Origin of the sequence: Nonomuraea sp. CA-141351 (assembly GCF_050944675.1) — a bacterium.
Lineage (GTDB): Bacteria > Actinomycetota > Actinomycetes > Streptosporangiales > Streptosporangiaceae > Nonomuraea.
Genome location: NZ_CP191982.1, coordinates 12,163,404 through 12,186,086, shown reverse-complemented (window position 1 = coordinate 12,186,086; position 22,683 = coordinate 12,163,404). Strand labels below are relative to the sequence as shown.

At 68.8% G+C, this 22,683-nt stretch carries 18 protein-coding genes; 9 read left to right on the top strand and 9 right to left on the bottom strand.

The genetic code is table 11. From position 1 onward, the window contains the following. Positions 1-76: 76 nt before the first annotated feature. On the top strand, positions 77-1,045 hold the full coding sequence (locus tag ACQPWU_RS57330; RefSeq protein ID WP_433435487.1) for an integrase core domain-containing protein: 969 nt from the start codon (positions 77-79) through the stop codon (positions 1,043-1,045). Between the two features lie 255 nt (positions 1,046-1,300). Then, positions 1,301-1,507 carry a cold-shock protein gene (locus ACQPWU_RS57325; RefSeq protein WP_061253952.1) on the top strand — a complete coding sequence of 69 codons (207 nt, stop codon included), beginning with the start codon at positions 1,301-1,303 and terminating at the stop codon, positions 1,505-1,507. A 288-nt stretch (positions 1,508-1,795) separates the two neighbouring features. Here ACQPWU_RS57325 and ACQPWU_RS57320 read toward each other — a convergent pair whose 3' ends face one another. The 3 genes from ACQPWU_RS57320 to ACQPWU_RS57310 all read right to left on the bottom strand — a co-directional run bounded on the left by ACQPWU_RS57320 (position 1,796) and on the right by ACQPWU_RS57310 (position 5,182). Then, positions 1,796-2,056: a MerR family transcriptional regulator gene (locus ACQPWU_RS57320; RefSeq protein WP_360713628.1), complete on the bottom strand. Its 261-nt coding sequence runs from the start codon at positions 2,054-2,056 to the stop codon at positions 1,796-1,798. 711 nt (positions 2,057-2,767) lie between these two features. Continuing rightward, positions 2,768-3,610, bottom strand: coding sequence for a hypothetical protein (locus tag ACQPWU_RS57315; RefSeq protein ID WP_433435486.1), 843 nt, complete (start codon positions 3,608-3,610; stop codon positions 2,768-2,770). Between the two features lie 633 nt (positions 3,611-4,243). Then, complete coding sequence (locus ACQPWU_RS57310) at positions 4,244-5,182, bottom strand: SDR family NAD(P)-dependent oxidoreductase (protein ID WP_433435485.1); 939 nt, start codon at positions 5,180-5,182, stop codon at positions 4,244-4,246. A 102-nt stretch (positions 5,183-5,284) separates the two neighbouring features. On the opposite strand from ACQPWU_RS57310, the gene ACQPWU_RS57305 reads away from it, so the two are divergent. Next, complete coding sequence (locus ACQPWU_RS57305; RefSeq protein WP_433435484.1) at positions 5,285-6,130, top strand: helix-turn-helix transcriptional regulator; 846 nt, start codon at positions 5,285-5,287, stop codon at positions 6,128-6,130. Here ACQPWU_RS57305 and ACQPWU_RS57300 read toward each other — a convergent pair. Beyond that, complete coding sequence (locus tag ACQPWU_RS57300; protein ID WP_433435483.1) at positions 6,119-6,316, bottom strand: hypothetical protein; 198 nt, start codon at positions 6,314-6,316, stop codon at positions 6,119-6,121. The two genes, ACQPWU_RS57305 and ACQPWU_RS57300, sit on opposite strands and share 12 nt — an antisense overlap. Positions 6,317-6,672: 356 nt before the next feature. Beyond that, positions 6,673-9,255: a BTAD domain-containing putative transcriptional regulator gene (locus ACQPWU_RS57295; RefSeq protein ID WP_433435482.1), complete on the bottom strand. Its 2,583-nt coding sequence runs from the start codon at positions 9,253-9,255 to the stop codon at positions 6,673-6,675. On the opposite strand from ACQPWU_RS57295, the gene ACQPWU_RS57290 reads away from it, so the two are divergent. From ACQPWU_RS57290 to ACQPWU_RS57265, 6 genes are all read left to right on the top strand, one after another. Continuing rightward, positions 9,249-9,899: a serine/threonine-protein kinase gene (locus tag ACQPWU_RS57290; RefSeq protein WP_433445551.1), complete on the top strand. Its 651-nt coding sequence runs from the start codon at positions 9,249-9,251 to the stop codon at positions 9,897-9,899. The genes ACQPWU_RS57295 and ACQPWU_RS57290 overlap by 7 nt on opposite strands. A 30-nt stretch (positions 9,900-9,929) precedes the next feature. Then, the gene (locus ACQPWU_RS57285) at positions 9,930-10,073 is read left to right on the top strand and encodes a hypothetical protein (RefSeq protein WP_433435481.1); all 144 of its coding nucleotides are present in this window, start codon (positions 9,930-9,932) and stop codon (positions 10,071-10,073) included. Between the two features lie 560 nt (positions 10,074-10,633). Further along, a complete protein-coding gene (locus tag ACQPWU_RS57280) occupies positions 10,634-11,035 on the top strand; it encodes a hypothetical protein (RefSeq protein WP_433435480.1) in 402 nt (133 codons plus the stop codon). A 590-nt stretch (positions 11,036-11,625) separates the two neighbouring features. After that, positions 11,626-12,531 (top strand): hypothetical protein, encoded by a 906-nt coding sequence (locus ACQPWU_RS57275; RefSeq protein ID WP_433435479.1) that lies wholly within the window; start codon positions 11,626-11,628, stop codon positions 12,529-12,531. Between the two features lie 190 nt (positions 12,532-12,721). Beyond that, on the top strand, positions 12,722-16,207 hold the full coding sequence (locus ACQPWU_RS57270; RefSeq protein WP_433435478.1) for a protein kinase domain-containing protein: 3,486 nt from the start codon (positions 12,722-12,724) through the stop codon (positions 16,205-16,207). A 434-nt stretch (positions 16,208-16,641) separates the two neighbouring features. Continuing rightward, positions 16,642-16,968: a phosphotransferase gene (locus tag ACQPWU_RS57265; RefSeq protein ID WP_433445549.1), complete on the top strand. Its 327-nt coding sequence runs from the start codon at positions 16,642-16,644 to the stop codon at positions 16,966-16,968. Between the two features lie 407 nt (positions 16,969-17,375). Here ACQPWU_RS57265 and ACQPWU_RS57260 read toward each other — a convergent pair whose 3' ends face one another. The 4 genes from ACQPWU_RS57260 to ACQPWU_RS57245 form a co-directional block, all read right to left on the bottom strand. Next, positions 17,376-18,212: a carbohydrate ABC transporter permease gene (locus tag ACQPWU_RS57260; RefSeq protein WP_344988465.1), complete on the bottom strand. Its 837-nt coding sequence runs from the start codon at positions 18,210-18,212 to the stop codon at positions 17,376-17,378. After that, on the bottom strand, positions 18,209-19,114 hold the full coding sequence (locus ACQPWU_RS57255; protein ID WP_433435477.1) for a carbohydrate ABC transporter permease: 906 nt from the start codon (positions 19,112-19,114) through the stop codon (positions 18,209-18,211). The genes ACQPWU_RS57260 and ACQPWU_RS57255 overlap by 4 nt, the downstream gene beginning before the upstream one ends. Positions 19,115-19,177: 63 nt before the next feature. After that, on the bottom strand, positions 19,178-20,497 hold the full coding sequence (locus ACQPWU_RS57250; protein WP_433435476.1) for an ABC transporter substrate-binding protein: 1,320 nt from the start codon (positions 20,495-20,497) through the stop codon (positions 19,178-19,180). A 50-nt stretch (positions 20,498-20,547) separates the two neighbouring features. Next, positions 20,548-22,671, bottom strand: coding sequence for a glycoside hydrolase family 36 protein (locus tag ACQPWU_RS57245; protein WP_433435475.1), 2,124 nt, complete (start codon positions 22,669-22,671; stop codon positions 20,548-20,550). Positions 22,672-22,683 lie beyond the last annotated feature (12 nt).

The following is a 22,683-nucleotide window of genomic DNA, read 5'->3' as shown; positions in this document are numbered from 1 at the left end:
ACCTCATGCTCGGCCATGTCCTTCGGCTCCTGCTCCTGTTGTCGCGTGGTGACCGGACAAAGAGCTGGAGATCCTCGTGCTCCGGCATCAGGTCGCTGTCCTACGCCGTCAGGTACACCGCCCCGATCTCAATGATGCAGACTGTGTCCTGCTGGCGGCGCTGTCGCGGCGGGTGCCTCGCCCTTCGTGGGAGGTGTTCTTCGTGACGCCAGCGACGCTCCTTCACTGGCACCGAGATCTGATCGCCCGCAGATGGATCTACAAACGGAACCGTCAAGGCCGCCCATCCACCAGGAAACACATTCGAGATACGGTGCTGCGCCTGGCTCGTGAGAACCCGACCTGGGGCTATCAGCGGATCAGCGGCGAGCTCGCCGGTGCCGGGATCCGGGTACCGCCCAGTACCGTGCGCGACATCCTCAGACGCGCTGGCCTGGATCCCGCACCGCGAAGGGCTGGGCCGAGCTGGGGCCAGTTCCTGAGAGCGCAGGCCAAGGGCATTCTTGCCTGTGACCTGTTCCATGTCGGCACTGTGTTCGGCACGCGGATCTATGTGCTGTTCTTCATCGCGCATGCCACCCGGGCCGTTCACGTCATGGGCGTCACGACCAAGCCGACTGGGCCCTGGGTCGCTCAGCAGGCCAGGAACCTGCTCATGGACTTGGGGGAGCGGGTCGAGCACATCAGATTCCTCATCCGCGACCGCGACGCCAAATACACCAGCGTCTTCGATGAGGTGTTCACCTCGCTTGGTGCACGGGTTATAAAGATTCCGGTGCGGGCTTGGGCGAACGCGATCGCCGAACGCTGGATCGGGACGGCGCGGCGCGAATGCACCGACCGGCTCCTCATCTACAACGAGCGCCACCTACGTCGCGTACTCGCCGACTACGAGAGGCACTACAACCACCACCGTCCTCATCGGGCACGGGACCGGCGACCACCACAACCGACCTCAACGGTAGCTCCCGCCCTCGACGGGACCTGGGTCAGACGCGAGGAGGTCCTCGGCGGCTTGATCAACGAGTACAGATCCGCAGCGTGATGCATGAAGAAAGCGCTGGTCAGCAGCCGCAATTGAGTATCCGCACCCACAGGGTACGCGTATCACGCCTGCACGCGTGCTAAGCTACCTGTAGTTGCAGTTGTGGTACCCATAATGAACTTGTGTGCGCCTGACGGTATGTAGCCTCAGGTGCATTTTTTGTTTGCCGGTCTTCTCCGGGTGTGGGCCTATCTCGGCGACGCGGAATTCGTGCAGCGCGGATTTCGGCTTTGCACCTATCAAGAGGAGATCAACATGGCTTCTGGCACCGTGAAGTGGTTCAACGCGGAAAAGGGCTTCGGCTTCATCGAGCAGGACGGCGGCGGCGCCGACGTCTTCGCGCACTACTCCAACATCGTCTCTCAGGGCGGCTACCGCGAGCTGCGCGAGGGCCAGAAGGTGGCCTTCGATGTCACCCAGGGCCAGAAGGGCCCTCAGGCCGAAAACATCGTTGCCGCCTGACAAGTAGCGCCACGCATCAGGGCTCGCACCTTCACGGGTGCGAGCCCTGACGCGTTTCCGGTTGCCGCATCGCTGCCCGCATGAGAATCGGCGGCACGGGATATCCACCACAGCCGCACAGCTCCTCGATACCAGTAATCAACAGCGTGTGAAACGTCGTCACGCCTGGCAGAAGGCATGGATTCCGGGAGATGCGAGGCCAGCGGACAACAAGCGCGACCAAGTCGCCGAGCTGCACACCAAGACCCGGTCAGCTTCGCGCTGCCGGGTCTTCTCGCACCGCCGGTGCTAGTGTCCGGCCGGGCGGTCGCGCGCGTTGTTGATGCGCAGCGCCTCGGCGAGCTGGTCTTCCAAGATGATGATCCGGCAGGCGGCTTCCACAGGCGTGCCTTGATCGACGAGTTCCCGGGCGCGGGCAGCCAGGCGCAGTTGGTAGCGGGAGTAGCGGCGGTGGCCGCCGCTGGAGCGTATCGGCTCGATGAGTTTGGCGGCGCCCAGAGCCCGTAGGAACGACGGGCTGACACCGAGCATCTCCGCGGCCGCGCCCATGCTGTAGGCGGGGTAGTCCTCATCGTCGAACCGGTCTTCGGCCCTGGATCCAGCCCCGGATCCGGCCGTGTCCGCAATCCTGCCGTGAGCGAGCGTGTCACCCTCGGCAGCCGAGCGACGTTGATCCATACATTCCTTTCCATCACGCGCACAGGGGGCCCCGGCGCCTGTCGCGCCGGGGCCCCGAAGAGTTCAACACCATCTACCGGCCATCTGGCCAGCTCACTGTTTTCCGCATCCGCCGTACTGAGCGGCGGTGATGCGGGGATCGCGGATGCGTGACCGTAGACCACCTTCCTATCTGTGGAACTGCGGTACCCGAGCGGCGAGACTCAGCCGACAACGGGCGATCCCGATGGCGTTCAACACTCCCTTCATCTCTATCTTCCGGACCACTGTCCAACTTCACCTGCGGCAGCGCGTCCACGATCAGGGCCCCTAACCACTGCGCTGGCCCGTCACGTCCGACCTTCTGCCATCAACTTCCACTTCATCTTGCTCCGGGCAGTTCATCGTGGTGCTAATACTTCCGCTGCCCGGTCGATCCGTTCCTTGCGATGTGAGAAACACTAGCCTCCGCGGTCACAAATGTCTACTGCGGCGAAAACAGATTTTCTGTGTCGGGCGCGGCAATCTTCCGGCGACGCCATTGACCAGCGGGAACGCCGCTAACGCCGGATCTCGTTCCAAGTCACTCTGACCCCCGACTCCTCAACCCACGCCATCACGAGACCCGCTCGCCGAGCTCCTCTGCCAGCTGGACGAGTTTCTCCGCAGCCGCAACCCTGCCGTTCTCGATGCCCTCGTCGAGTTCATGACGGAGCGCGGACACCCACATCCCGGCTTGGCGGCCCGCAACTTGATCGACGAGCAGCCAAGCGGGGAGACATGGGCGCCCAAACGCGTGAGCGACTGTGTTTCGGCATCGTCCATCAGATGGCCGATGAGGATGTCCGTGGCCGCCATCAACGCTCCCGCGGCCAGCGTGGCATTCTCCTGGGTGGCTGGGCTGGTGTCGTCGGACTTGTCGCCGTAGTGCCCGAAGTGTTCGAGACCGAACGCCTTCAACCGGGAGGCCTCGGCAGTGAGCGCCGCCCGGATCTGACTTCCCCTCTCCTCGTCGCACTCCGGCTTCATTTGCGCCCTCCCAGCGCCCGCCGCAGCATGCTCCGCCAGATCATCATGGGATGGGAACTCATCCGGCAGGGCCAAGCCGGCGTGCAAGGCCTCGTCGGTGATGCCGACCTCACAGCGCACGACGAGCCAGTCCGCCAGCAGTTCGCTGCGTTCCAGCACCGCCTCAATGAGGTGCCGGACGCCATCTTCGCGAACTCCAACGCCGACGTCTCTACGGGCCACGACCAGCAGCGCCCCTCGCGGGGAGGTGGCGACCTGGAAGTCGATCAGATCAAGTTCGACCCCATCCGGCCCGTTGAGCTGTTCGACACTGCTCAGCCCTCGAGACAGCAGCGCACTCAAACCACGGCGCTGGAACTCGTCCAGTTGCAGCGTGCTCTGGGCCGGGGTGACCTCGACCTGTACGGCGTAGTCCACGCCTGCCATGGTTGTTGACCGCCGGATCTCACGTGCGCACATTTCGGGAGTTGAGGATGGCCCGGCCAGGCCCTAGCCTGCCGCTCAGCTGTCGCCATGCACGCAGGTGGTGCGAGCCTGACCGGGTCGCCCCGGTTTACCCGAGAAAGCCGGCACGGTCTCACCGGCACCGGCCGCCACCTTCACGCGCTCGCCCACCTGCCGGTTCTGAAAGCAATCGGCCGGCTGCGGGATCACCCCAACCCGGACGCGCTCCGCTACCGCAGCCTGCCAGAACCGGCCAGCACCAGCCGAGTCCGCCGGAGCCTGGTAGGCGGCTTGGCGGGCCTGGTCGGGCTTGGCCAGCGGCCATCAGGCGATCCCATTCCCGGGTCGACGGGGCACCTGAAGGATGGGGAGCACCATGCACTGACGACCTCATCCAGAGCTATGTCGACGATGTGGCCCGCCTGCTGCCACGCAGGCTGCGGCGCGATGTTCGCAGCCTGCCCTGTGGGGTGGGCGCTCCTTGCCGTACTACGGAGGAGGCCAGGAGTACGCCCACAAAGCGGCTGTCCGGAATCACCGTGGCCCCTCAGAGCGGTAGGGCGGGTGGGACTTGAACCCATGACCCACGGATTATGACGGTACGTACTAACGCGACGCGCCTGCGCGTTCCAACAGTTCGGTGGTCGCCTCCCACAGGCGCCGCTCCCGGTCGCGGTCGTGGGCGACCGGCTGCACCTCGGTCAGCTTGGTCTTCACCACGAACGCGCCCTCGCGCAAGTGCGCCCACTTGTCGTCGAGGGCCATCGCAGCCAGCAGTGGCCCCGAGCGTTGCGGAGTCGACACGCCGGGTACACGGCCCAAGGCGCGGCTCATCGCCTGAACCGCCTTGGGGGCGCCACGGCCCAGCGCGGTGCCGGGCATCCAGCCCGGTTCGAACACCGACACATTGATCTCGGCGCCGGCGCGACGCTGCAGCTCATGGGCGTAGTACAGGATCGCCAACTTGGCGTTGGAGTAGGCGACGCCGGACGCGGCCATGCCCGGGGCCTGCTCGCCGGTGTCAGGGCGGGCGAGCTCGACGGGATCGGCCCACTTGGCCTCGGCCACGCCCAGCAGCTTGCGCCAGAAATTGGCGTGATAGGTGTTCGAGCCGAGCAGCACGACCCGTGCCGGGGCGGTGAACGAACCAAGCAGGTCGCCGATGAGCTGGGCGTGGGCGAGGTAGTTGACGGCGAAAGTCATCTCGTAGCCATCGGGCGAGGCCCGCCGGGTGTCGGACGACATGGTGCCGGCGTTGGCGACCAGCGCGCGCAGCGGCCGTACGGTGCCGGCGGCGAGCAGGGCGCGCACGGTGGCCGCGGCGGCACGGACATCGGCCAGGCGCGACAGGTCGCAGCCGATCTCGCGGACGCTGGCGCCGCGCGCGCGGGCCTCGTCGGCGACCGCCGTCAGGTCCCGCCCGGCGCGGCCGATCAGCAGCAGGTCGGGTCGCCGCCCGTCCGGGCGGTCGGCCATGGCCAGCACGGCGTGACGGCCCAGGTTGCGGGTCGGGCCGGTGATCAGAACGGTTCCGGGGTCGGTCATGGCCCCAGCCTGCGGGACCGGTCGGGCTGCAGCCAGTCGTCCGGTTTTCGTAGGACTGCCAGGGCCAGGACAACCCGTGCAGATACGCGCAGAATGGAGAGCGTGGAAGCGTGGGAGTTCGGCCGGATGGTGCGCCGCTGGCGCGACCGGGTGGCACCCGAGGCCGTTGGTGTGCAGGTGGGCCGCCGACGCCGGGCCGGCGGGTTGCGCCGCGAGGAGCTCGCCGCGCTCGCCGGCATCTCGGCCGACTACCTGACCCGCCTCGAGCAGGGGCGCGCGACCGCGCCGTCGGCGCAGGTCGTGGAGTCGCTGGCCCGAGCGCTGCGCTTGTCCGACACTGAACGCGACCTGCTCTACCGGCTGGCCGGGCACGCCGCGCCCGGCCCGGACATCGTGCCGTCGCGGGTCACCCCGAGCGTGCAACGTCTGCTCGACCGGCTGTCGCACACCCCCGTCGTCGTGTACGACGCCAGCTGGACACTCGTGCTGGCCAACGAGCCCTACGACGCGCTCATGGGCGAGACGACCACCTGGCGCGGCCTGGAACGCAACGCCGTCTGGCGCAACGTCGCCCGCCTGCCCTCGCGGGTCGTGCACACCCCGCAGGAGCAGGCCGAGCACGAAGCCCGGCTCGTGGCCGACCTGCGCCTGACGGCCTCGCGCTACCCCGCCGACCGCACCCTGCGACGCTTGATCACCGACCTGGCCTCCGGCAGCCCGCGCTTCGCCGAACTCTGGGACGCCGAGACACCACCGCCCCTAACCGACACGTCCAGACAAAAGACCATCAACCACCCGGCGGTCGGCCCGATCACCCTCGACTGCGACACGCTGTTCGTCGCCCTGGACGACCTGCGCATCACCGTCTACACCGCCGAGCCCGGCACCGAGGACGCCGACCGCCTGGCCCTCGCCATCGTCGTGGGCACTCAGTCGCTACAGCTCTGACCACGAATGTTCGGGGTGTCGGGTGACACGCCATCGGGCGTGTCGGCTTGCCTGGTGCAGTGAAGTCACCGGGTGCTCGACCTGGAGGCGGGCGTTCGTCTCCATGAAGAACGCGCGGTCGTTCTCGTCCACGAGGAACTCGAAGGTGCCGACGTACAAGACGGGACAGATCCAGCTGTGGGACATGGCCAACCGTCGCCCCTTTGGCCTCCCTCTCACCGGATTCTTCATGCCCAAGGACACCCCCGAGCCCCACCCGGTCACTGCCCTGGCCCGAGAGGGTGGATGAGGCCGCGGCATGCCTTCGGCAAGTGCTTCGACGTGCGGGGGCGAGGACCGAGAACAGCGTGAATATCATCCAGTGGGGGCTGCGCCGGCTTCGGTGACAATCCTCCCTTCCATCCGTCACATGTAGGCCAGCGGTCGCGTTGAAGGCGTGGGCTAGCCGGGCGGCGCCGCGTCGTCTGCCCACATCTGCGAGCTGACGTACGGACTGCGCGTCCAACGGGCCCTGGCCAGGGGCGAGACCGCCTCCTGGCGGTTCAGGGGAGCGCCAGGAGCGCTCGGGCGTTGACGCCGCCGCCGAGGTCGCCGGTCTGCTCGAAGATTTCCAGCGCGGCCCGGGCCAGCTCGTGCGCACGCTCGGTCGTGCCCTCCGCCCGGTAGACCTTGGCCAGCGCCAGCAGGGCGTGCGCGTCGAGCAGACGGTCACCGAGGCGTACCGCGATGCCTCTGGCCTGCTCGGCGGCGGCCCTGGCGGCCGGCTTGGCGCCCTGCGCCAGGCGTACCGCGGACAGCTGCAGCAGCGTGTCGGCCTGCCGGTGGCGATCCCCCAGCTCGGAGAGATGTCCGACCGCGGCCAGCAGTCGGTCGGCGGCCTCGTCGAGCCGGCCCGCCCGATGCAGCACGAGGCCGAACACCTGCTCGGCGTCAGCGGCGTCGCGCTGGTTGTCCACGCCCGCCAGGCACGTGAGCAATGCGCGCTCTGCCTCCTCCAGGCGGCCCAGTTCCAGGTGCACGCGGCCGAGGCGGCGCCGGGTGCGGTTGACGTCGCGGGCCCTGGTGGCCTGTCCGCGCAGGCGCAGGAACATGCCGAGCGCCAGCCGTAGCTTCTCGTGCGCGCGCTCCCACTCCCGCTCGGCCAGGTGCAGGTCTCCCTGGTCGAGCAGGATCAGCGCCTCGCCCCGGTCGTCGCCCGTCCGCCGCGCGGACTCCAGCGCCCGGCCGGCCACCGCGCGCCAGTCGTCGAGGAACCGGTACCGCTCCAGGTACGGCGCCAGCAGGTGCGCCAGTCGCCAGCACCCGTCGTCCAGCCCCGCCTCGTGCAGATCGCCGACCAGGCTGACCAGGAACGCCCGCTCGGCCGCCAGCCACTCCACGGACTCCCTGATGTCCCGCGTCGCCACGGCGGTGGCCGGATCTCCGGACGCCAGCGAGAACCGGGAGGCCCGTACCCTGGCCAGCACCACCTCTGACAACTGCGCCAGCACGCCGGGCACCGGCTGATCGCGGGCGAACAGCCGGGTCAGGTCGTGCAGCCGGTAGCGGACCTGACCCGCGGCGTCCACGCCGTGCGTCTCCAGCAGCCCGGCGTCCACCAGCGCCTCGGCCTGCCCGCCCAGCCGCTCGGTCACCCAGTCCGCGAAGTCGGGGGCGGACAGCGCGCCGAGCCCGCGCAGCGTCAGCTTGGCCGCCTCCGGCAGTCCGTCGAACCCGATCGTAAACACGCTCCGCACCGCCAGGTCGCCCGCGTGCAGCCGGTTCAGCCGCTCGTGCTCGTCCTCCAGCAGCCCCACCAGGTAGTCCACGGTCCACTCAGGGCGGGCCGCCAGCCGGGAGCCCGCGATGCGCAGAGCGATCGGCAGTCCGCCGCAGAAGCGCGCGAGTCTGCGCATCGCATCGTCCGCGGGTCGTCCGGAGCTCCTGACCAGCAGCTCCAGCGCCTCCTGGTCGTCCAGCACGCCTACCGACAGCCGCAGCGCACCGGGCAGGCCACTTAGCGGGGAGCGGCTGGTCACCACCGTCGGGCACGAGCTCAGCAGCGGCCGCACCTGCGCTTCGTTCGCCGCGTTGTCCAGCACCACCAGCAGCCGGCGGTTGGCGGTGTAGGTGCGGAACAGCCGCTCGCGCTGCTCCGGCGTCGCCGGTATCGCCTGGGCCGGGCAGCCCAGCCAGCGCAGGAAGTCCTCAAGCACCGCCGCCGGCGCGGTGGTTTCGCGCAGGTCAGCGTACAGGATGCCGTCGGGGAAGCCCTCACGTCTCCGCCAGGACGCGTGCACGGCCAGCGCGGACTTGCCCGCTCCCGCCTGGCCGTGCACCACGACCTGGCCGCCGACCACCCGATCCAGCAGGTCTGCCCGGCCGGTGAAGTCGGTGATGTCGGGGGGCAGCAACACCGGTGGCCCGGCCGACACGTGCAGCGACGCGTCGTCGTGCAACATGCGGTGGTAGAGCAGTTGCAGTTCCGGGTCCGGCTCGATCGCGTGGCCGCCGTCGAGCTGGTCGCGCAGGACCGCGTAAGCGGCCAGCGCGTCCACCCGGCGGCCGCTGCGGTAGAGGGCCAGCATGTACTGGCCACGGAAGCGCTGCCACATCGGGTGCTGCTTCGTCAGGCGCCGCAGCTCGGCCAGCAGCTCGCGGTGACGGCCCGCGTCCATGTCAGCTTGCAGCCTGCGCTCCAGCGCCAGCAGCCGCAGCTCCTCCAGCTCCTCGCGCAGTCGCCGGGTCTCAACCCATCGTTCGCCCTCGGGGTCGACGTCCTCCAGGACCTCGCCGCGCCACAGCGCCAGGGCCTCCTCGTGCGCGCCCCGGTCCACGAGCAGCCGGAACCGGTCGACGTCCAGCTGACCTTCGCCCGGAGCCAGCATGTACGAGCCGGACACGGTGGTGATCGCGTCCTGGCCGATCAACCGGCGCAGCTGCCCCACGTAGCCGCGGATCAGGGAGTCGGACCGGTCGCCGCCCTCGCGCGGCCACAGCAGCCTGCGCAGTCGCTCGGCCGTCAGCGGGCGCCCCGCGTTCAACAGGAACAACGCCAGCAGGTCGCGATGCTTCGGCACGGTCGGTGTGCGATCTCGCCCGTCACCGTCGACGACCTCGAGTAGCCCCATGATGCGAAATTCCACACGGCCTTCCTTCGGGAGGAGATCTGGATCAGAATGGCACATTCGATGACTCCTCTCACTCCCGCGGACTGCACCGCCTCGGCGGCTACTGGCTGGCCGGGCGCCTGGGGGCGGGTGGCCAGGGCGTGGCGTACGAGGCGTACGGACCGGCGGGCGAGCGCGTCGCGGTCAAGGCGCCCAGGTTCGACAGCGCCGAGACCCGGGCCAGGCTGGTCAGGGAGGCGGCGGCCCGGCGGGTGGCCTCGTTCTGCACGGCCAGGGTGATCGACGTCCAGACCGGAGTGCCCGCCCCGTACATCGTCAGCGAGTTCGTCCCCGGGCCCAATCTGCGGCAGGTGGTCGCGGAGTCGGGGCCGTACGAAGGGGACCGGCTGTACCGCCTGGCCGCCGCCGTGGCGACCGCGCTCACGGCCATCCACCAGGTCGGCATCGTGCACCGCGACCTCAAACCGGACAACATTATCCTCGGCCCCGACGGGCCGCGGGTGATCGACTTCGGGGTGGTGTGCGAGGTCGGGCCGACCACGTCGGGACCCGCCATGGGGACGCCCGGCTACATGTCACCCGAGGTGCTCGCCGGGCGAGGCGCCACCGAGGCGGCCGACCTGTGGGCGTGGGGCATGGTGGTGCTTTTCGCGGCGTGAGGGAAGGACACGATCGAGTCGGACGACCCGATGGCGGTGGTCACCCGCGTGCTCGACTTCCGGCCGGACACAAGCGATCTCCCCGGCCCGCTCGGCCGGCTGGTGTCGGCCGCCCTCGACCGCGATCCCGTCAAGAGCGGCCGGCCGCCAGGATCGTGCTGCCGTGAGGCTTGACTGGGCCGCCGTGTGGCGGATGCTCGCGTTGTTTGCTACGGCGGGGGTGTCGGTGGATTCTGGGCGTACGTACGGGGACGCGAACGCAAGCAGGTCGAACGCCCCCGCCACCGCGGGACAGAACCTGTGAGAGATGCCTTCCTGGAAGGCGAGGCGTTCGCCTTCCGGGAGGGTGCCGCACCGGTGTCCTTCCGGGGTGCTGCCCGGTTCGTGCGGCGGCCCGCTGCTTGTGGACCGCCTGCGGTGGGCCCGCGTCAGGACGGTCGTGCCTGGCCAGTCTGGCTCGGGCTCAGGACGTCGTGCTGGTCGAGCCTCACAGCCCACCATGCTGCCTTAGCGAGCAGCCAGCTCCAGCCCCCTTCAAGAACCGTCGGCGTTGCCGATCATCACCGGCAGGCACAGCTTGCGCTCCTCCAGTCGGACGTCGACGTGGATGCCATCGACCGGCGTGTGGGCTGGCCTGCTCGCCGTCCCCCTCAACGAATACTCAACAAGTTCTCAACACCGCTCGGCGCACCATGTGGATCGCCATTGGATCAACAAGACAAAGAGGGGGCAACATGCGATTCGGGATCAAGGCAGTAGGAATGCTGGTCACGACTGGCGCGATCATGGCGGCGATACTTGTGAGCGGGCCGGCTGCGTCGGCTATCCCGCCTCCTCCGTGCTCCCTGTACGACGCCTCCATCTCCAACCTGGACGGCGGCTACGGCGTCATGGAGGGCTCCTACAACCTCAAGAAGGGGCCGCAGGCGGACCAGTGCGGGAACGTGGCCAGGCTCCGCAGGGGGCAGGTGATTTACTTCCACTGCTGGGTGAAGAACGGATACGGCAACCTCTGGGTCTATGGCCGAGTAAAAGGGACGAGGACGTACGGGTGGATGTCGATCGACAACTTCCGTACCATCCGTCACTCGAACTACGAGACGTGCAGGCCGAACGCCGATCGCGATCACACATAGAAGAACCCTCGTGAGAATCAAGAACCAGGGCCATCACCTTCATCCTGGCGGCGGGTCTGCTCATCCCCGACATGGAATGCTTGGGCTTGCGGCAACACGGAAGGGTCGTAGTCGACGTACCGGGGTCCGTGCACTCGGCGTGATCGCTTGAGCGATCGGCGGATTTGCTGTCGTCAGCAGGTGGCTCGGCCACTACGGAAAGCGGCACAGGTGTGCCTTCCCGGCCGACGCTGCAACCTCGGCCTTATCTCGAAACCACTCGCTTTCATCGGCAACTTGATGACGTGACGGCGCGTCAAAGCCCTTAGTACGAAGCGGGCCGAAATCGGACGGGGGACAGACGAATGGTTGACACGCCGAGAGCAACGGCGACCCTTCTCTCGCTGGTCTTGGCAGCAAGCCTCGTTGCCTGTTCCGCAGCCAGCGAAGCGCGCGGGCCGGGAGCAGACGCCGGTCAGAGGTCCTCGGAATCTGCAACCAGTGGAAACTTCGCACAGCAGAACATGATTGTCACGGCTGTCTGCTCGCGGGGGAACGACAGTGGCGGAGTCATCAACGTCGATGGCTGGGACCCGCAAAGCTGGAAGCACATGGCGCATACGGAGTTCCAACTGCCGGACACGGCGATTGTCGAGTCCGACAAGGCCACGCCGAACACCGCCGTGAGGAAACTGTGCGAGCCGGATGAGCTGCCGGCTGACGGCGGGGATGCGACCGCCATCAGGTCACTCTTCGACCAGGACTTCACGAAGATGGCCGTGGTCACGGAGGACCCGCAGACCGAGGCGACTCATGTGGGGTACGTCGACCGTTCGGGCAAGTTCACCGATCTCACCGGGAACGAGGGCTTCGGCAACACCCCGCACGAGCACAACGCGGCCTTCTCACGGGACGGGAGCGCGGTCTGGTTCACGTACGAGGCGCCCGACAGCGGATATTACGAAACCAAGAACCGCATCGCGAGCCGAGCGCTTGCCGGGGACCACAAGGCGGTCGACCAGTTGGAGATCGGGATGGTCGGCGAGAGCAACCTCATCGTGGTGGGGAGAACGCCGAGCAGGGCGGTGCTGGCCAGCAGCGCCTTCCTCTCGCCGGACGGCGAACGCCTCCTGGCGGAAAGTCACGTCCTGGACGTCCCGGCGGAGGGCCGAGGGGTGGGCCCGGACCTCGTGGAGAAGGGCAGAGACATCTCTTGCGGCAGCGGCGGCTGGCTCGACAACGACACGGTGCTGTGTTTCGCGGACGGCAGGTTCGCCGCGCTCGACATCGCCTCGGGGTCGAAGCCTGGAGCGCCCATAGTCCCCAGCAACGACTACAACAACCACGCCATGGTGATCTCCCCCGACGGTCAGAGATTCGCGTTTCTCTCCGAGAAGGGGGCCGCGATAAATTACTACCTCTGCGACACCAAGCCGGGATCCACGCCCCAGAAGGTCGAGCGGACCGGGAAGTTCTCCACGCTCGGTGACACTGCCGCGTTCATCGAGTGGCGCTGAAGAGCATGCCTCCGGCGAGGACTCCGGATCAAGGGCGATCATCTATCGGGCTTGGCGCGTACGCTCTCGGCGTACTTAGGCTCCACGCCGATGTTCGGCATCCGGCAGCTGTCCTTGACCTTCAGCCCATCCGGAGTTTCCCGAAATGGCACGCTCAATGGCTCCTCTCACCCCATCAGACCCGCGGCGTTTGGGTCGTTACTGGCTGGCCGGCCGGCTGGGCGCGGGCGGCCAGGGTGTCGTCTACGAGGGCTACGGGGAGGTGGGAGAGCGGGTCGCGATCAAGGTCCCCAGGTACGACAGCGCCGAATCACGCGCCAGACTCGCGAAGGAGGCGGCGGCGGCCCAGCGGGTGGCCTCGTTCTGCACCGCCAAGGTGATCGAGGCACAGGTCGATTCGGCGCCGCTGTACATCGTCAGCGAGTTCGTGCCAGGGCCGAGCCTGAGGCGGGTGGTGGCGGAGTCGGGGTCATACGAGAAGGACGCGCTGCGCCGGCTGGCGATCGGGGTGGCGACCGCGCTGACAGCCATCCACCAGGGCGGGATCGTGCATCGCGATCTCAAGCCGGACAACATCATCATGGGGCCGGACGGACCGCGCCTGATCGATTTCGGTGTGGCCCGTGAGGTTGGGCCGACGACGAGCGGGCCGATCATGGGAACGCCCGGATACATGCCGCCGGAGGTGTTCGCGGGGCGGGGTGCGAGCGAGGCGGCCGACCTGTGGGCGTGGGCGATGGTGGTGCTGTTCGCAGCCCGGGGCAAGGACGTGATTGAGGCGGGGGATCCGGCCGCCGTCATTGCGCGGGTGATGGAGTTCGAGCCGGACGTGTGCGGCCTGCCTGAACCCCTGGATGTGTTGGTGGCCGCAGCGCTTGCCCGGGATCCCACGGAGCGGCCGGCCGCCGGGGAGGTGCTGCTGCGGCTGCTGGGCCATGGCGGTGAGGCGCTGCTCCGGCGCGGCGATGACCTGCTCGAACGCGGCCTTACGCAGGCGGGTGCCCTGACCGGACGGTCCGAGCCCGATCTGGGCGCGATCGCGGAGGAGCTATACGGCGAGCTGACCGAGGCCGAGCGTGCGACCGCGCCCGAGGTGTTCCTGCGGATGATCGACGGCGACGAACTCCGGCCCGTCGGCAGGGACGAGCTGCCGGACTCGCAGGCCGTGGACGCGATGCTCACCGTGTTCGGCGCCGCGGGCCTGGTCACGCGGTCCGGTGCCGCGTACGAACTGGCCACGCCCGGCCTCCTGCACGCCTGGCCCCGGCTGCGCGACTGGGTGGCGGGCAACCGCGAAGGGCTGCCCGTCCACCGGCGACTTGCCGAGGCGGCCGCGCTGTGGAATGAGCACGGCAGAAGACCGGCCGACCTGCTGCACGGCTCGGCACTCGACCGGACGCTGCAGTGGGCCGCCACCGCGCACAAGGACCTCACGCTGGGACGGCGCGAACGCGAGTTCCTCGACGAGGCGGTGAGCCTGGCCCGTACGAGGGCGAGGAGAGGCCGTCTGGTCGCGGCGGCCCTGGCCGCACTGCTCGTGGTCGCGCTCGGCGGGCTCGGCACCGCAGACTACCTGCGCAGGGAGTCGAGCCGCCAGCGCGACGACGCGCTGGCGCGGGAGCTCGCGCTGCGAGCCGCCGACCTGCGGCAGAGCGATCCTCAGGTCGCGAAACTGCTGAGCGTGGCCGGCTGGCGGTTGAGCCCGGAGCTGCCCGAGACCCGCGGCGCGCTCTACGACTCGCTCTCTCAGACCGCGACCTCCGTCTTCCTCGACCCCGACTACACGGCCGCGACCGTGCAGAACCTCAGACAGGACGGCCGCGTGCTCGTGTCCGTGGACGGCGGGACAGCCAGGATCTGGGACGTCACCGGCCAACGGCGGATCGGCGTGCTGTCCGGGGTGAGCGCGGACGTGTCCCAAGCCGCGCTCACTCCCGACGGGCACACCCTGGCCCTCCTCGACCACGAGGGGGTACGGCTGTGGGACACGCGCACGGGAAGGCCGCTCGGCGCCCCCATCGCCCGTCAAGGCAGGCGATCGGGCGGCGGCACGCTGAACTTCGACAGCTCGGGGCGCTACCTCGCCATCCCCTGGGGAGCGAAAGCCCTGCCCGAATGGTGGGACGTCGCCAAGCGTAAGCAGCTCACCGCTCCCTCGGGAGCCGCGCTCAACGCGATCAGCCGGGACGGCCGCTTCGGCTACGTGGTTAAAGGCCATGACGCGGAGTTGTGGGACCTGCGCCGGGGCAAGAGGACGCCGATCCCGTCGCTCGAGCAGGACAGGGGCGTCATCAACCAGACCACCTTCAGCGACGACGGCACGATGATGATGACCACGGAGCTGGTGAATTCGAGAGAGACGAGCAGGATCCGTATGTTCGAGCTGCCGTCCGGTGCGGAGGTGATGGAGCAGGAGGGCGGGATGGGGCCGGGGGGCGGGGTGGGCCCGGAGGCCGGTTTCGTCTTCGGTGACGCTTTCATCGCCAACTGGGGCAGCCGGGAGCAGCTGACCTTTCAGCGCCGCTCCACCCCTAACACGGTGTACGGCGAGGCCATGCCCGCCTTCTATGTCACGGTGTACAGCCAGGCCATGCCCGCCTTCGTCGGCGCGCTCCGCTTCGACCACGCCGGCCGGGCCGTCCGCTATCTGGACGAACACGGCGCCGTCCACATCGAGGACGTCTCGATGGTGTTCGACCCGCCGATCGGCGGCGGCAGCGAGAGCGGGAACGTACGGCTGGACCCCTCCGCGCGCGTGCTGGCCGCGATCTGGGAAGACCGGGTGGAGGTCAGGGACGCGGCGACGGGCCGCGCTTTGATGAAACTGATCAGCCGGTCGGGCGGTGGCGGTGCGACCGCCTTCAGTCCCGACGGCCGCCGGCTCGCCCTGGCCGCCGACGACACAGTCCACATCGTGGATCTGCCCGGGTATAAGGTGTCGGCCCGGCTCAAGCTGCGGGGCGACCGCGAGCAGGGCGCCCAGGCGCTGGCGTTCAGTCCGGACGGACGCACGCTGGCCGTGTCGCGCTACGGGGAGCACGGTCGCGTCGAACTGTGGGACCTCGAACGCGGATCTCGACGAGCGGAGACCGGGACGGGCGCGAACGACCTCGCCTTCCGCCCCGACGGACGGCTGCTCGTGACCGGAAACCCGCTCCAGCTCATCGATCCGGAGAAGGGCGTCATCCGGCCTCCCGCGTCGGGCACCGGGCAGCTCGCCGGTGCCTTCGCCTTCAGCCCGGACGGCCGGCAGGTGGCCTTCTCCGGGCCCGGCCGGCTCACTTTGTGGGACGGCGACGTCAGGACCCGGATCGCCGAGTTCCCCGCGGTGCCGGGCAGCGAGGTCACCATGCTGGCCTGGTCGCCTGATGGGCGCACGATCGCGACGTACGAGAAGGGCTTGCGCGTACGTCTCTGGGACGTACCGAGCCGGCGACCGCTGGGCGTCGTCTTCGACGGCAAGCAGGCGGCGGACGGCGCCGACGGCGGGTGGGTGGCATTCTCTGCGGACAGCACGAAGCTCCACACCGCCGCTCCCGACGGCACGATCCGTGTGTTCGACGTGGACGAGCGGCACGTGGCCGCGACCTTGTGCGTGCGCGCCGGTCGTACGCTCACCGCCGGTGAATGGTCCCGCCACCTGCCTGGCATCGAACCGTTCACGATGTGCCCCTAGCTAGTAGGGCCTCGGGCATACCGGAGCAACCAGTGAGGTGGTCGGGGTCGAGGGCATCCAGACGCTGTTTGGCCTCGCCGGTGATTCGTTCGTTGCCCGCCCTCGCCCCGCGCCTTCCTCTGCCGGTACGACGGCACGCAGCTCCTCGGCGAGCTCTCCGCTCTGTTTCCACGACCTTGCGCCTGCCGACCGCGCCCCCCGTCACGCGCGCCGCAGAAGCCGCCGATGTCCTGGCCGCTTTCCTAAAGGCTCTTCACCAACCCGCCCTCGCGGGCGCCCGCCCTCCGCTTTGGCCGCGAAGGGTCGCTGGCCGACTGCTCTGAGCGGTTTACCAAGCAGCTCGCCGAAGCCACTGAGCTGGGGCTGATCCCCTGCGCGGACACCGTCCGCGGATCTGGGACGCCGCCGCCGTGCCCGACTGAGTCGGCCCGGCGCTGTGGCTCCACAGCGGCTCGTATCCGGCCAACATCCTCACCGCGGACGGCACCATCTGCGGCGTGACCGACTTCGGCGACCTGTTCACCGGCGATCCGGCCGTCGACCTCGCCGCCGCCTGGACTCTGCTGCCGGACGGCACCGCCGACAGCTTCTATGGCGCTCACCAGCCCGCCCCGGACGCCGCAACCCTGCGCCGCGCCCGCGGAATGGGCCGTGATCCGCACCCGCGTCGGCCTCCACGTCGGCGACGCCGGTGTCCACGGCCGACCAGGCGGCAAGGCCACATGGGGGCCCAACGCGACACTGCGACGCCTCATCGCTGACCGGTCACCCCTCCACGCGCTCGAAAACCTTCGCGCCGGACCCCACCATGCTCGGCGTGCCGGGGTCTACTTGCCTGACGTGCCCAAGCGACCTTCATGCGACTGCACCAGCAGGTCCGCTTGATGGCGGGGGCGACTGACTGGTGCCTGGGATCAGCCGGATGCCGGCCGGCGCGTCGCGGATGAGCTTGCCGGTGGCGATGGCGGAGCGGCCTGCGTATAAGCCGTCGACCTGAGTGACATGCCCCGGATGTGCTGGACCCGCCAGCCCAAAACTAGCCGAGGGCCCTTCGGGGTACTGTGGCGCTCACCGTGGTGCCTTCTCCTTGTACGCCATTGACGGTGAGGCCGCCGCCCATTCCTGCGAGCTCGACCCGTCTGCTACGCAGACTGGCCTCATACGCCGGTCACTTGACGGCTCCTCCGGTGATGCCGGAGATGATCCGTCTTTGGGCGACGACGAAGACGACGACCAGCGGCAGGCTCATGAGGACGACGTAGGCGAAAACGAGGTTCCAGTTGTTCTGATACAGGTTGCTGCTGGCCACCGAGTACAGGTTCAGGGGAAGTGTCGAGTACGTCCCTCCGCCGAGCACGAAGAAGGCGTAGAAGACGTCATTCCAGATGTAGAGGCAGATGAGGATCGTGGCGGTCGCGATGACCGGGCGCAGCAGCGGCAGGACGACCTTGATGAAGATGCCGAGCGGCCGTGCGCCGTCCATGCGGGCCGCTTCCTCCACCTCGACCGGTATGGTCCGCACGAAACCGGTGACGAAGAAGATCACCAGGGACATGTACATGCCCATGTAGACCAGCATCATGCCGATCGGCGTGCTGGCCAGGTGGAGCTGCCGGAGCAGGAGCACGATCGTGACGACGGCCGGGGGCAGGATGATCCCGCTGATCGCGGCCGAGTAGAGCACAGCCATGACGCGCCCTGCCCGCCGAGCCAGGACCCATGAGGCCAGCGAGCCGAAGATCAGCACCCCGGCGACGGACGGCACCATGACCAGCAGGCTGCCGAACAGCGCCCACAGCATGTGGCCCTGCGTGAACGCCTGGGAGTAGTTGTCCCACAGGTGCCACACCCGTGGGAGGGACAGGTCGGGCAGGTTCGCCTCGCCTTGCGACTTGGCGGAGGTCACCAGGGCCAGCCACAACGGGATTCCGATGACGACGGCGGTCAGGATGATGACGACGGCCGGGTGAACGAGGCGGGACCAGCCCCGGGCGGAGATCCTCACAGGACACGCTCCCTCTTGCGCAGGTAGCCGATGACAGGGAAGGCCAGCAGAGCGACCAGGAGAAGGAGGGCGAGGCTCATCGTGGTCGCCTGGGCGAACAGGCCGTTGCCGTAGACGCGGAAGATGTAGATGTCGAGCACCTCGGTCTGCTGTGCGGGCCCTCCCCCCGTGGTCGCCAGGATCGTGTCGAACCCGTTGAAGGAGCCCAGCAGCGCGGTCGCGACGTTGAAGGTCACCGCGGGGGCGATCAGCGGGAACCGGATCGATCGGAAGGTCCTCCACCTGCCGGCGCCGTCGATCCTGGCCGCCTCCAGCACGTCGGCCGGGATCGTCTTGAGACCGGCGAGGAAGATCACCATCGCCAGCCCCATCCACTTCCAGGAGTTCACGAAGGCCACCGTCACCACCGTCCACGTGGTGCTGCCGAGCCAGGGGATCGTCACGTGCTGGCCGGTGAGAGCGCCGATGAGCCCGTTGAGCGGACCGTCGGGCTTGAGGAGCGCCTGGAAGGTGTACCCCACCGCCAGGGCGGACATCAGCACCGGGATGAAGAAGACGACCCTGGCGAACCGGTTGATCCGGGTGTCGCGCTCCAGGAGCAGGGCGAGCCCCAGCCCGAACCCCGTCTGCATGATCGCCACCAGGACCGCGTAGACGATGGTGATCCGCAGTGACGACAGCAGGGCGCCGTTGGACAGCACCGCCTTGACGTTCGCCAGCCCCACGGGACGGATGTCGTCATGGAAGGCCGACCAGTCCGTGAAGGCGTAGACGAAGTTGAAGACGGTCGGTAGGAAGAAGAACACGGCCAGCACGGCGAACGCCGGAGCGAGGAACGAGCTCGGGTACAACACCGCTCGCCGCGGCGAGCGACCGGAAGCGGCCGAAAGAGAAGAGATCATGGCGATCCTGCACACCTTTCAGTGTGGTGGCGGGGCGGGAGGGGGCCCGTGCCCCCACCGCCGTCAGAAGCCCTGGATCCCGAGTGCCTGGGCGAGCTGGGCGAACTGCGACTGTGTAGTAGAGGTCACCTGTTCGGGGGTCATGGTCCCGTTGACCATGTTCGCCAGGTTCACGTAGAAGTCCGGGTTCACCGCGGCGTTCTGCTGCATCGAGCCGGCCGCGTCGTCCAGCGCGGCCGAGGCCTGCTTCACGACCTCCGGCACCCCGGCGGGAGCCGGTACGGCGGGTTCGATCGACACGGTGCCGGCAGACTTCACGTAGTCGGGGTAGTAGGTCTCCAGCCAGAACCGCAGGAACTGCCGGGCGCCGGACTCCCGCTTCGGATCTCCGGTCTTGAAGGCGACCAGGGCGTTGTCACCGCCGGGCACCGACGTGGCGATGTTGCCGTCCTTGGAGATGGGGAACCAGCCGATCTCGCGGTCTATGGTCGCCGTGTCCGCCGTCGACTGCATCAGCGACGCGAACGAGGTGAGCTGCAGCACCATCGCTGCCTCGCCCTTGAGCAGGGCCGGGCCGGACTCGGTGTACTTGGAGGTCTTGTCGTCCTTGTTGAACAGACCCTGCTTCACCATGTCTTGGAACTGCCGGACGGCGCCGAGGATCTCAGGATCGGTGAACTTCTCCTTGTTCTGGCTGACCCGCTCCCACAGGCCCTTCTTCGACGCCTCGGCCAGCAGGACCTGCGGCCACCACTGGGTGGGCCACTGGTCGCCGGCGGCGCCGAAGAACGGCGCCACTCCCTTCGCCTTGATCTTCTGGGCGTCGGCAAGCAACTCGTTGAAGTTCTTGGGCGTGCTCGTGATCCCCGCCTTCTGGAACACCGACTTGTTGTAGAAGACACCCAGAACGGAGGGGACGTTGACGAAGGCCGCGTAGTGATGCCCGTTCACCAGACCCAGCTTCTGGATGGCCGGCGTCTGCTTGGCCAGCCACGGCGCGCCGTCCAGGCTCTGCAGGTCGGTGGACGGCTTGAGCAGCGCGAGCATGCTGCCTGTCGGCTGCCAGGTGGCGAGGTCCGGTTTGGCGCCCGTGGCCAGCTTGGTCGGCGCGTTGGTCTCGTAGACGTCGGGAATGACGACCTTGTTGATCTTCGCTCCGGTCTTGGCCTCGAACGACTTGATGACGTTGTCGGCCATCGCGGCGGTCTGCGTCGACATCCACAGGGTGAGGGTCACCCCCTGCAGGCCGGCGCCCGGTTCAGGCCAGGTCGTGGGGGCGGCTGTGGCTGAGGACGTCCCGGGGTTGCCCGCCGAGCAGCCGGCCAGCAGCAGCGCCCCGCACGTGGCGGCGGCTGCCGCGCGGGAAAGGCCTCGTGTCTTCATGGATTCTCCTGGTGTGTGGTGGGAGGTGAGGGCTGCCACCCTGAAAGGGATCAGTTCTCCGGCCGCAGGCGGAGCAGGCGTGCGGACGGTCCGGGTAGGGCAGGACGGACCGTGAGCCGCGCGGTGGAGGCGTCCCACCGGTGCTGCCAGCCGGGTAGCGTCGCCGGATACTCGGTCTCCACCCGCAGCCGGCGGCCGCGCAGGCCGGGCAGGTCCACGTGGATGTCGTGCGGCCCGCCGTCGCGTTGCCATACGGCCAGGCGCACCGTGTCACCGGTGCGCAGGCCCAGCGCGACGACATCGTCGGACCAGGCGGGCAGCCCCAGCGGCCAGAACGGCTCGGCCGTGGCGACCTCGGCCCTGATCCGCTTGTGCACGGCCACCCCGTCCGCGACGAGCTCCCGCTCGGCCCGGCTCATCTTGTCGAGATGCCCCGACAGGTAGAGCCGTCCGGCCAGGCCGTTGATCATGGTGAAGGCCAGAGCCTCCGCGGGCATCCCCGGCTGCGGGTAGGCCCAGTTGCCTGCCTGCTCGGGGAGCATCGTGGCGGGCGCGGACGCCGCGATGGCGGCGTAGAGCCGCCAGTCCTGCTGGTCCGAGGTGGACTGGAGCTGGAGGCGGGACAGCATGGCGTAGTCGGCCCGCATGGCTCCCGAGGCGCAGTTCTCGAAGATCACCTCTGGGTGGCGGACGAGCAGGTCGTCCAGCCACTCCAGGTGGGCCCGGTTGTGCTCGAGCAGTCCCTCTCCCGGCTGGAGCGCGCCCCGGTCGGTGCCCGGCCCCGGGGTGACGTTGTAGTCGAGTTTGAAGAATCCGGTGCCGTAGTCGTGCACGAGGCGATCGACCACCTCGTCGAGATGCTTCCTGGCGGAGGGGTGGCGCAGGTCGAGGAAGTACCGGCCGTGCTCCACGACCCGCTCGCCGTTGCGGCTCAGGAACGCCTCGTCAGGCAGCATCGCGGCGACAGGGCTGCGCACCCCGACGACCTCCGGCTCCAGCCACAGGCCGGGGCGCATGTCCCTGGCCCTGATGTGGTCGAAGACCCGGGCGAGCCCGCCGTCCGGGAAGCGGCCGGTCGAGGGGCGCCACTCGCCGACGCTGTCCCACCAGTTCCCGCCGTCGTCGTACCAGCCCGCGTCGACGCAGAAGTACTCGGCGCCGGTCTCCGCGGCGGCGTCGATGAGAGGCAGCAGGCGCTCGGTGGTCGGGTCGCCCATGAGGGTGTTCATGTAGTCGTTGAAGATGACCGGCAACGCGTCACCTGTGGAATGCGCGCGGCGGATCGCCCTCCGCTGCCGGGTGAGGGCGGCCAGCGCTCCCTGGCAACCCTCGTCGGACACAGCGACGGACACGGGAACGGCGACGAAGCGCTCCCCCGGGAGCAGCCGGGTGCTCCACTGGTGGTCGAGGTCGGTGGGGCCGCTCAGCACGAGGCAGACGGCGTTCGCCCCGTCGCGGCGGCGGTCCACCTCCCAGCGCCAGGCGCCGTTGTGCTCGATCTGCCAGCCCCAGGCCCGGCCGGTGCGGGCGCTCGCCAGGACGCCGGTCGGCAGGTACTCGCCCGAGGACCAGGTGCTCTTGCTCACCGTGACGAGCGTGCCCCGGCCGTCGTGCTGGTGCAGTTCGCTGTTGATGTCCGCCAGCCCGTCCGGCCCGGACAGCGGGATGGCCGCCCACCTGCCCTCGGCGCACCAGTCGGCGCGCGCCCGCCACAGGACCAGGTCGCCGTCGTCCGCCGTCTCGGCCAGCGCGCCGGAGGCGAAGGACGACACCATCTGCAGAACCCGGGGCGCCGGCCCGGTGTTCGTGACCTCGGTCCAGGTCTGCAGGGCCGGGACGTCCGTCCTGGCGCGAAAGACGCTGGTCGCCTCCAGCCCGGTCACCTCGTCACGCTGTCTCACCCGCAGCTCGCGCCAGTCGCCGTCCGCCTGCTCGACGGCGTCCACGAACCGGAGCCGCGATCCGGCGGCGGTGTCAGTGAACCGGGTGTTGGACAGCCCCCGGCCCTCCCCCAGAACCATCAGCTCCACCAGCGGCTGCATCCGGAACAGGTCCACGGGGCTCGGTGCGGGCGACGCGGTCCCGAGCCTCGCGATGCGGGCCGGAGCGTCTTCGGGCCGCTCGACTACCAGGTCGAGTGAGCCGGGACGCCACTGGATGGTTCTGCTCGTCATCACGTTCCTTAA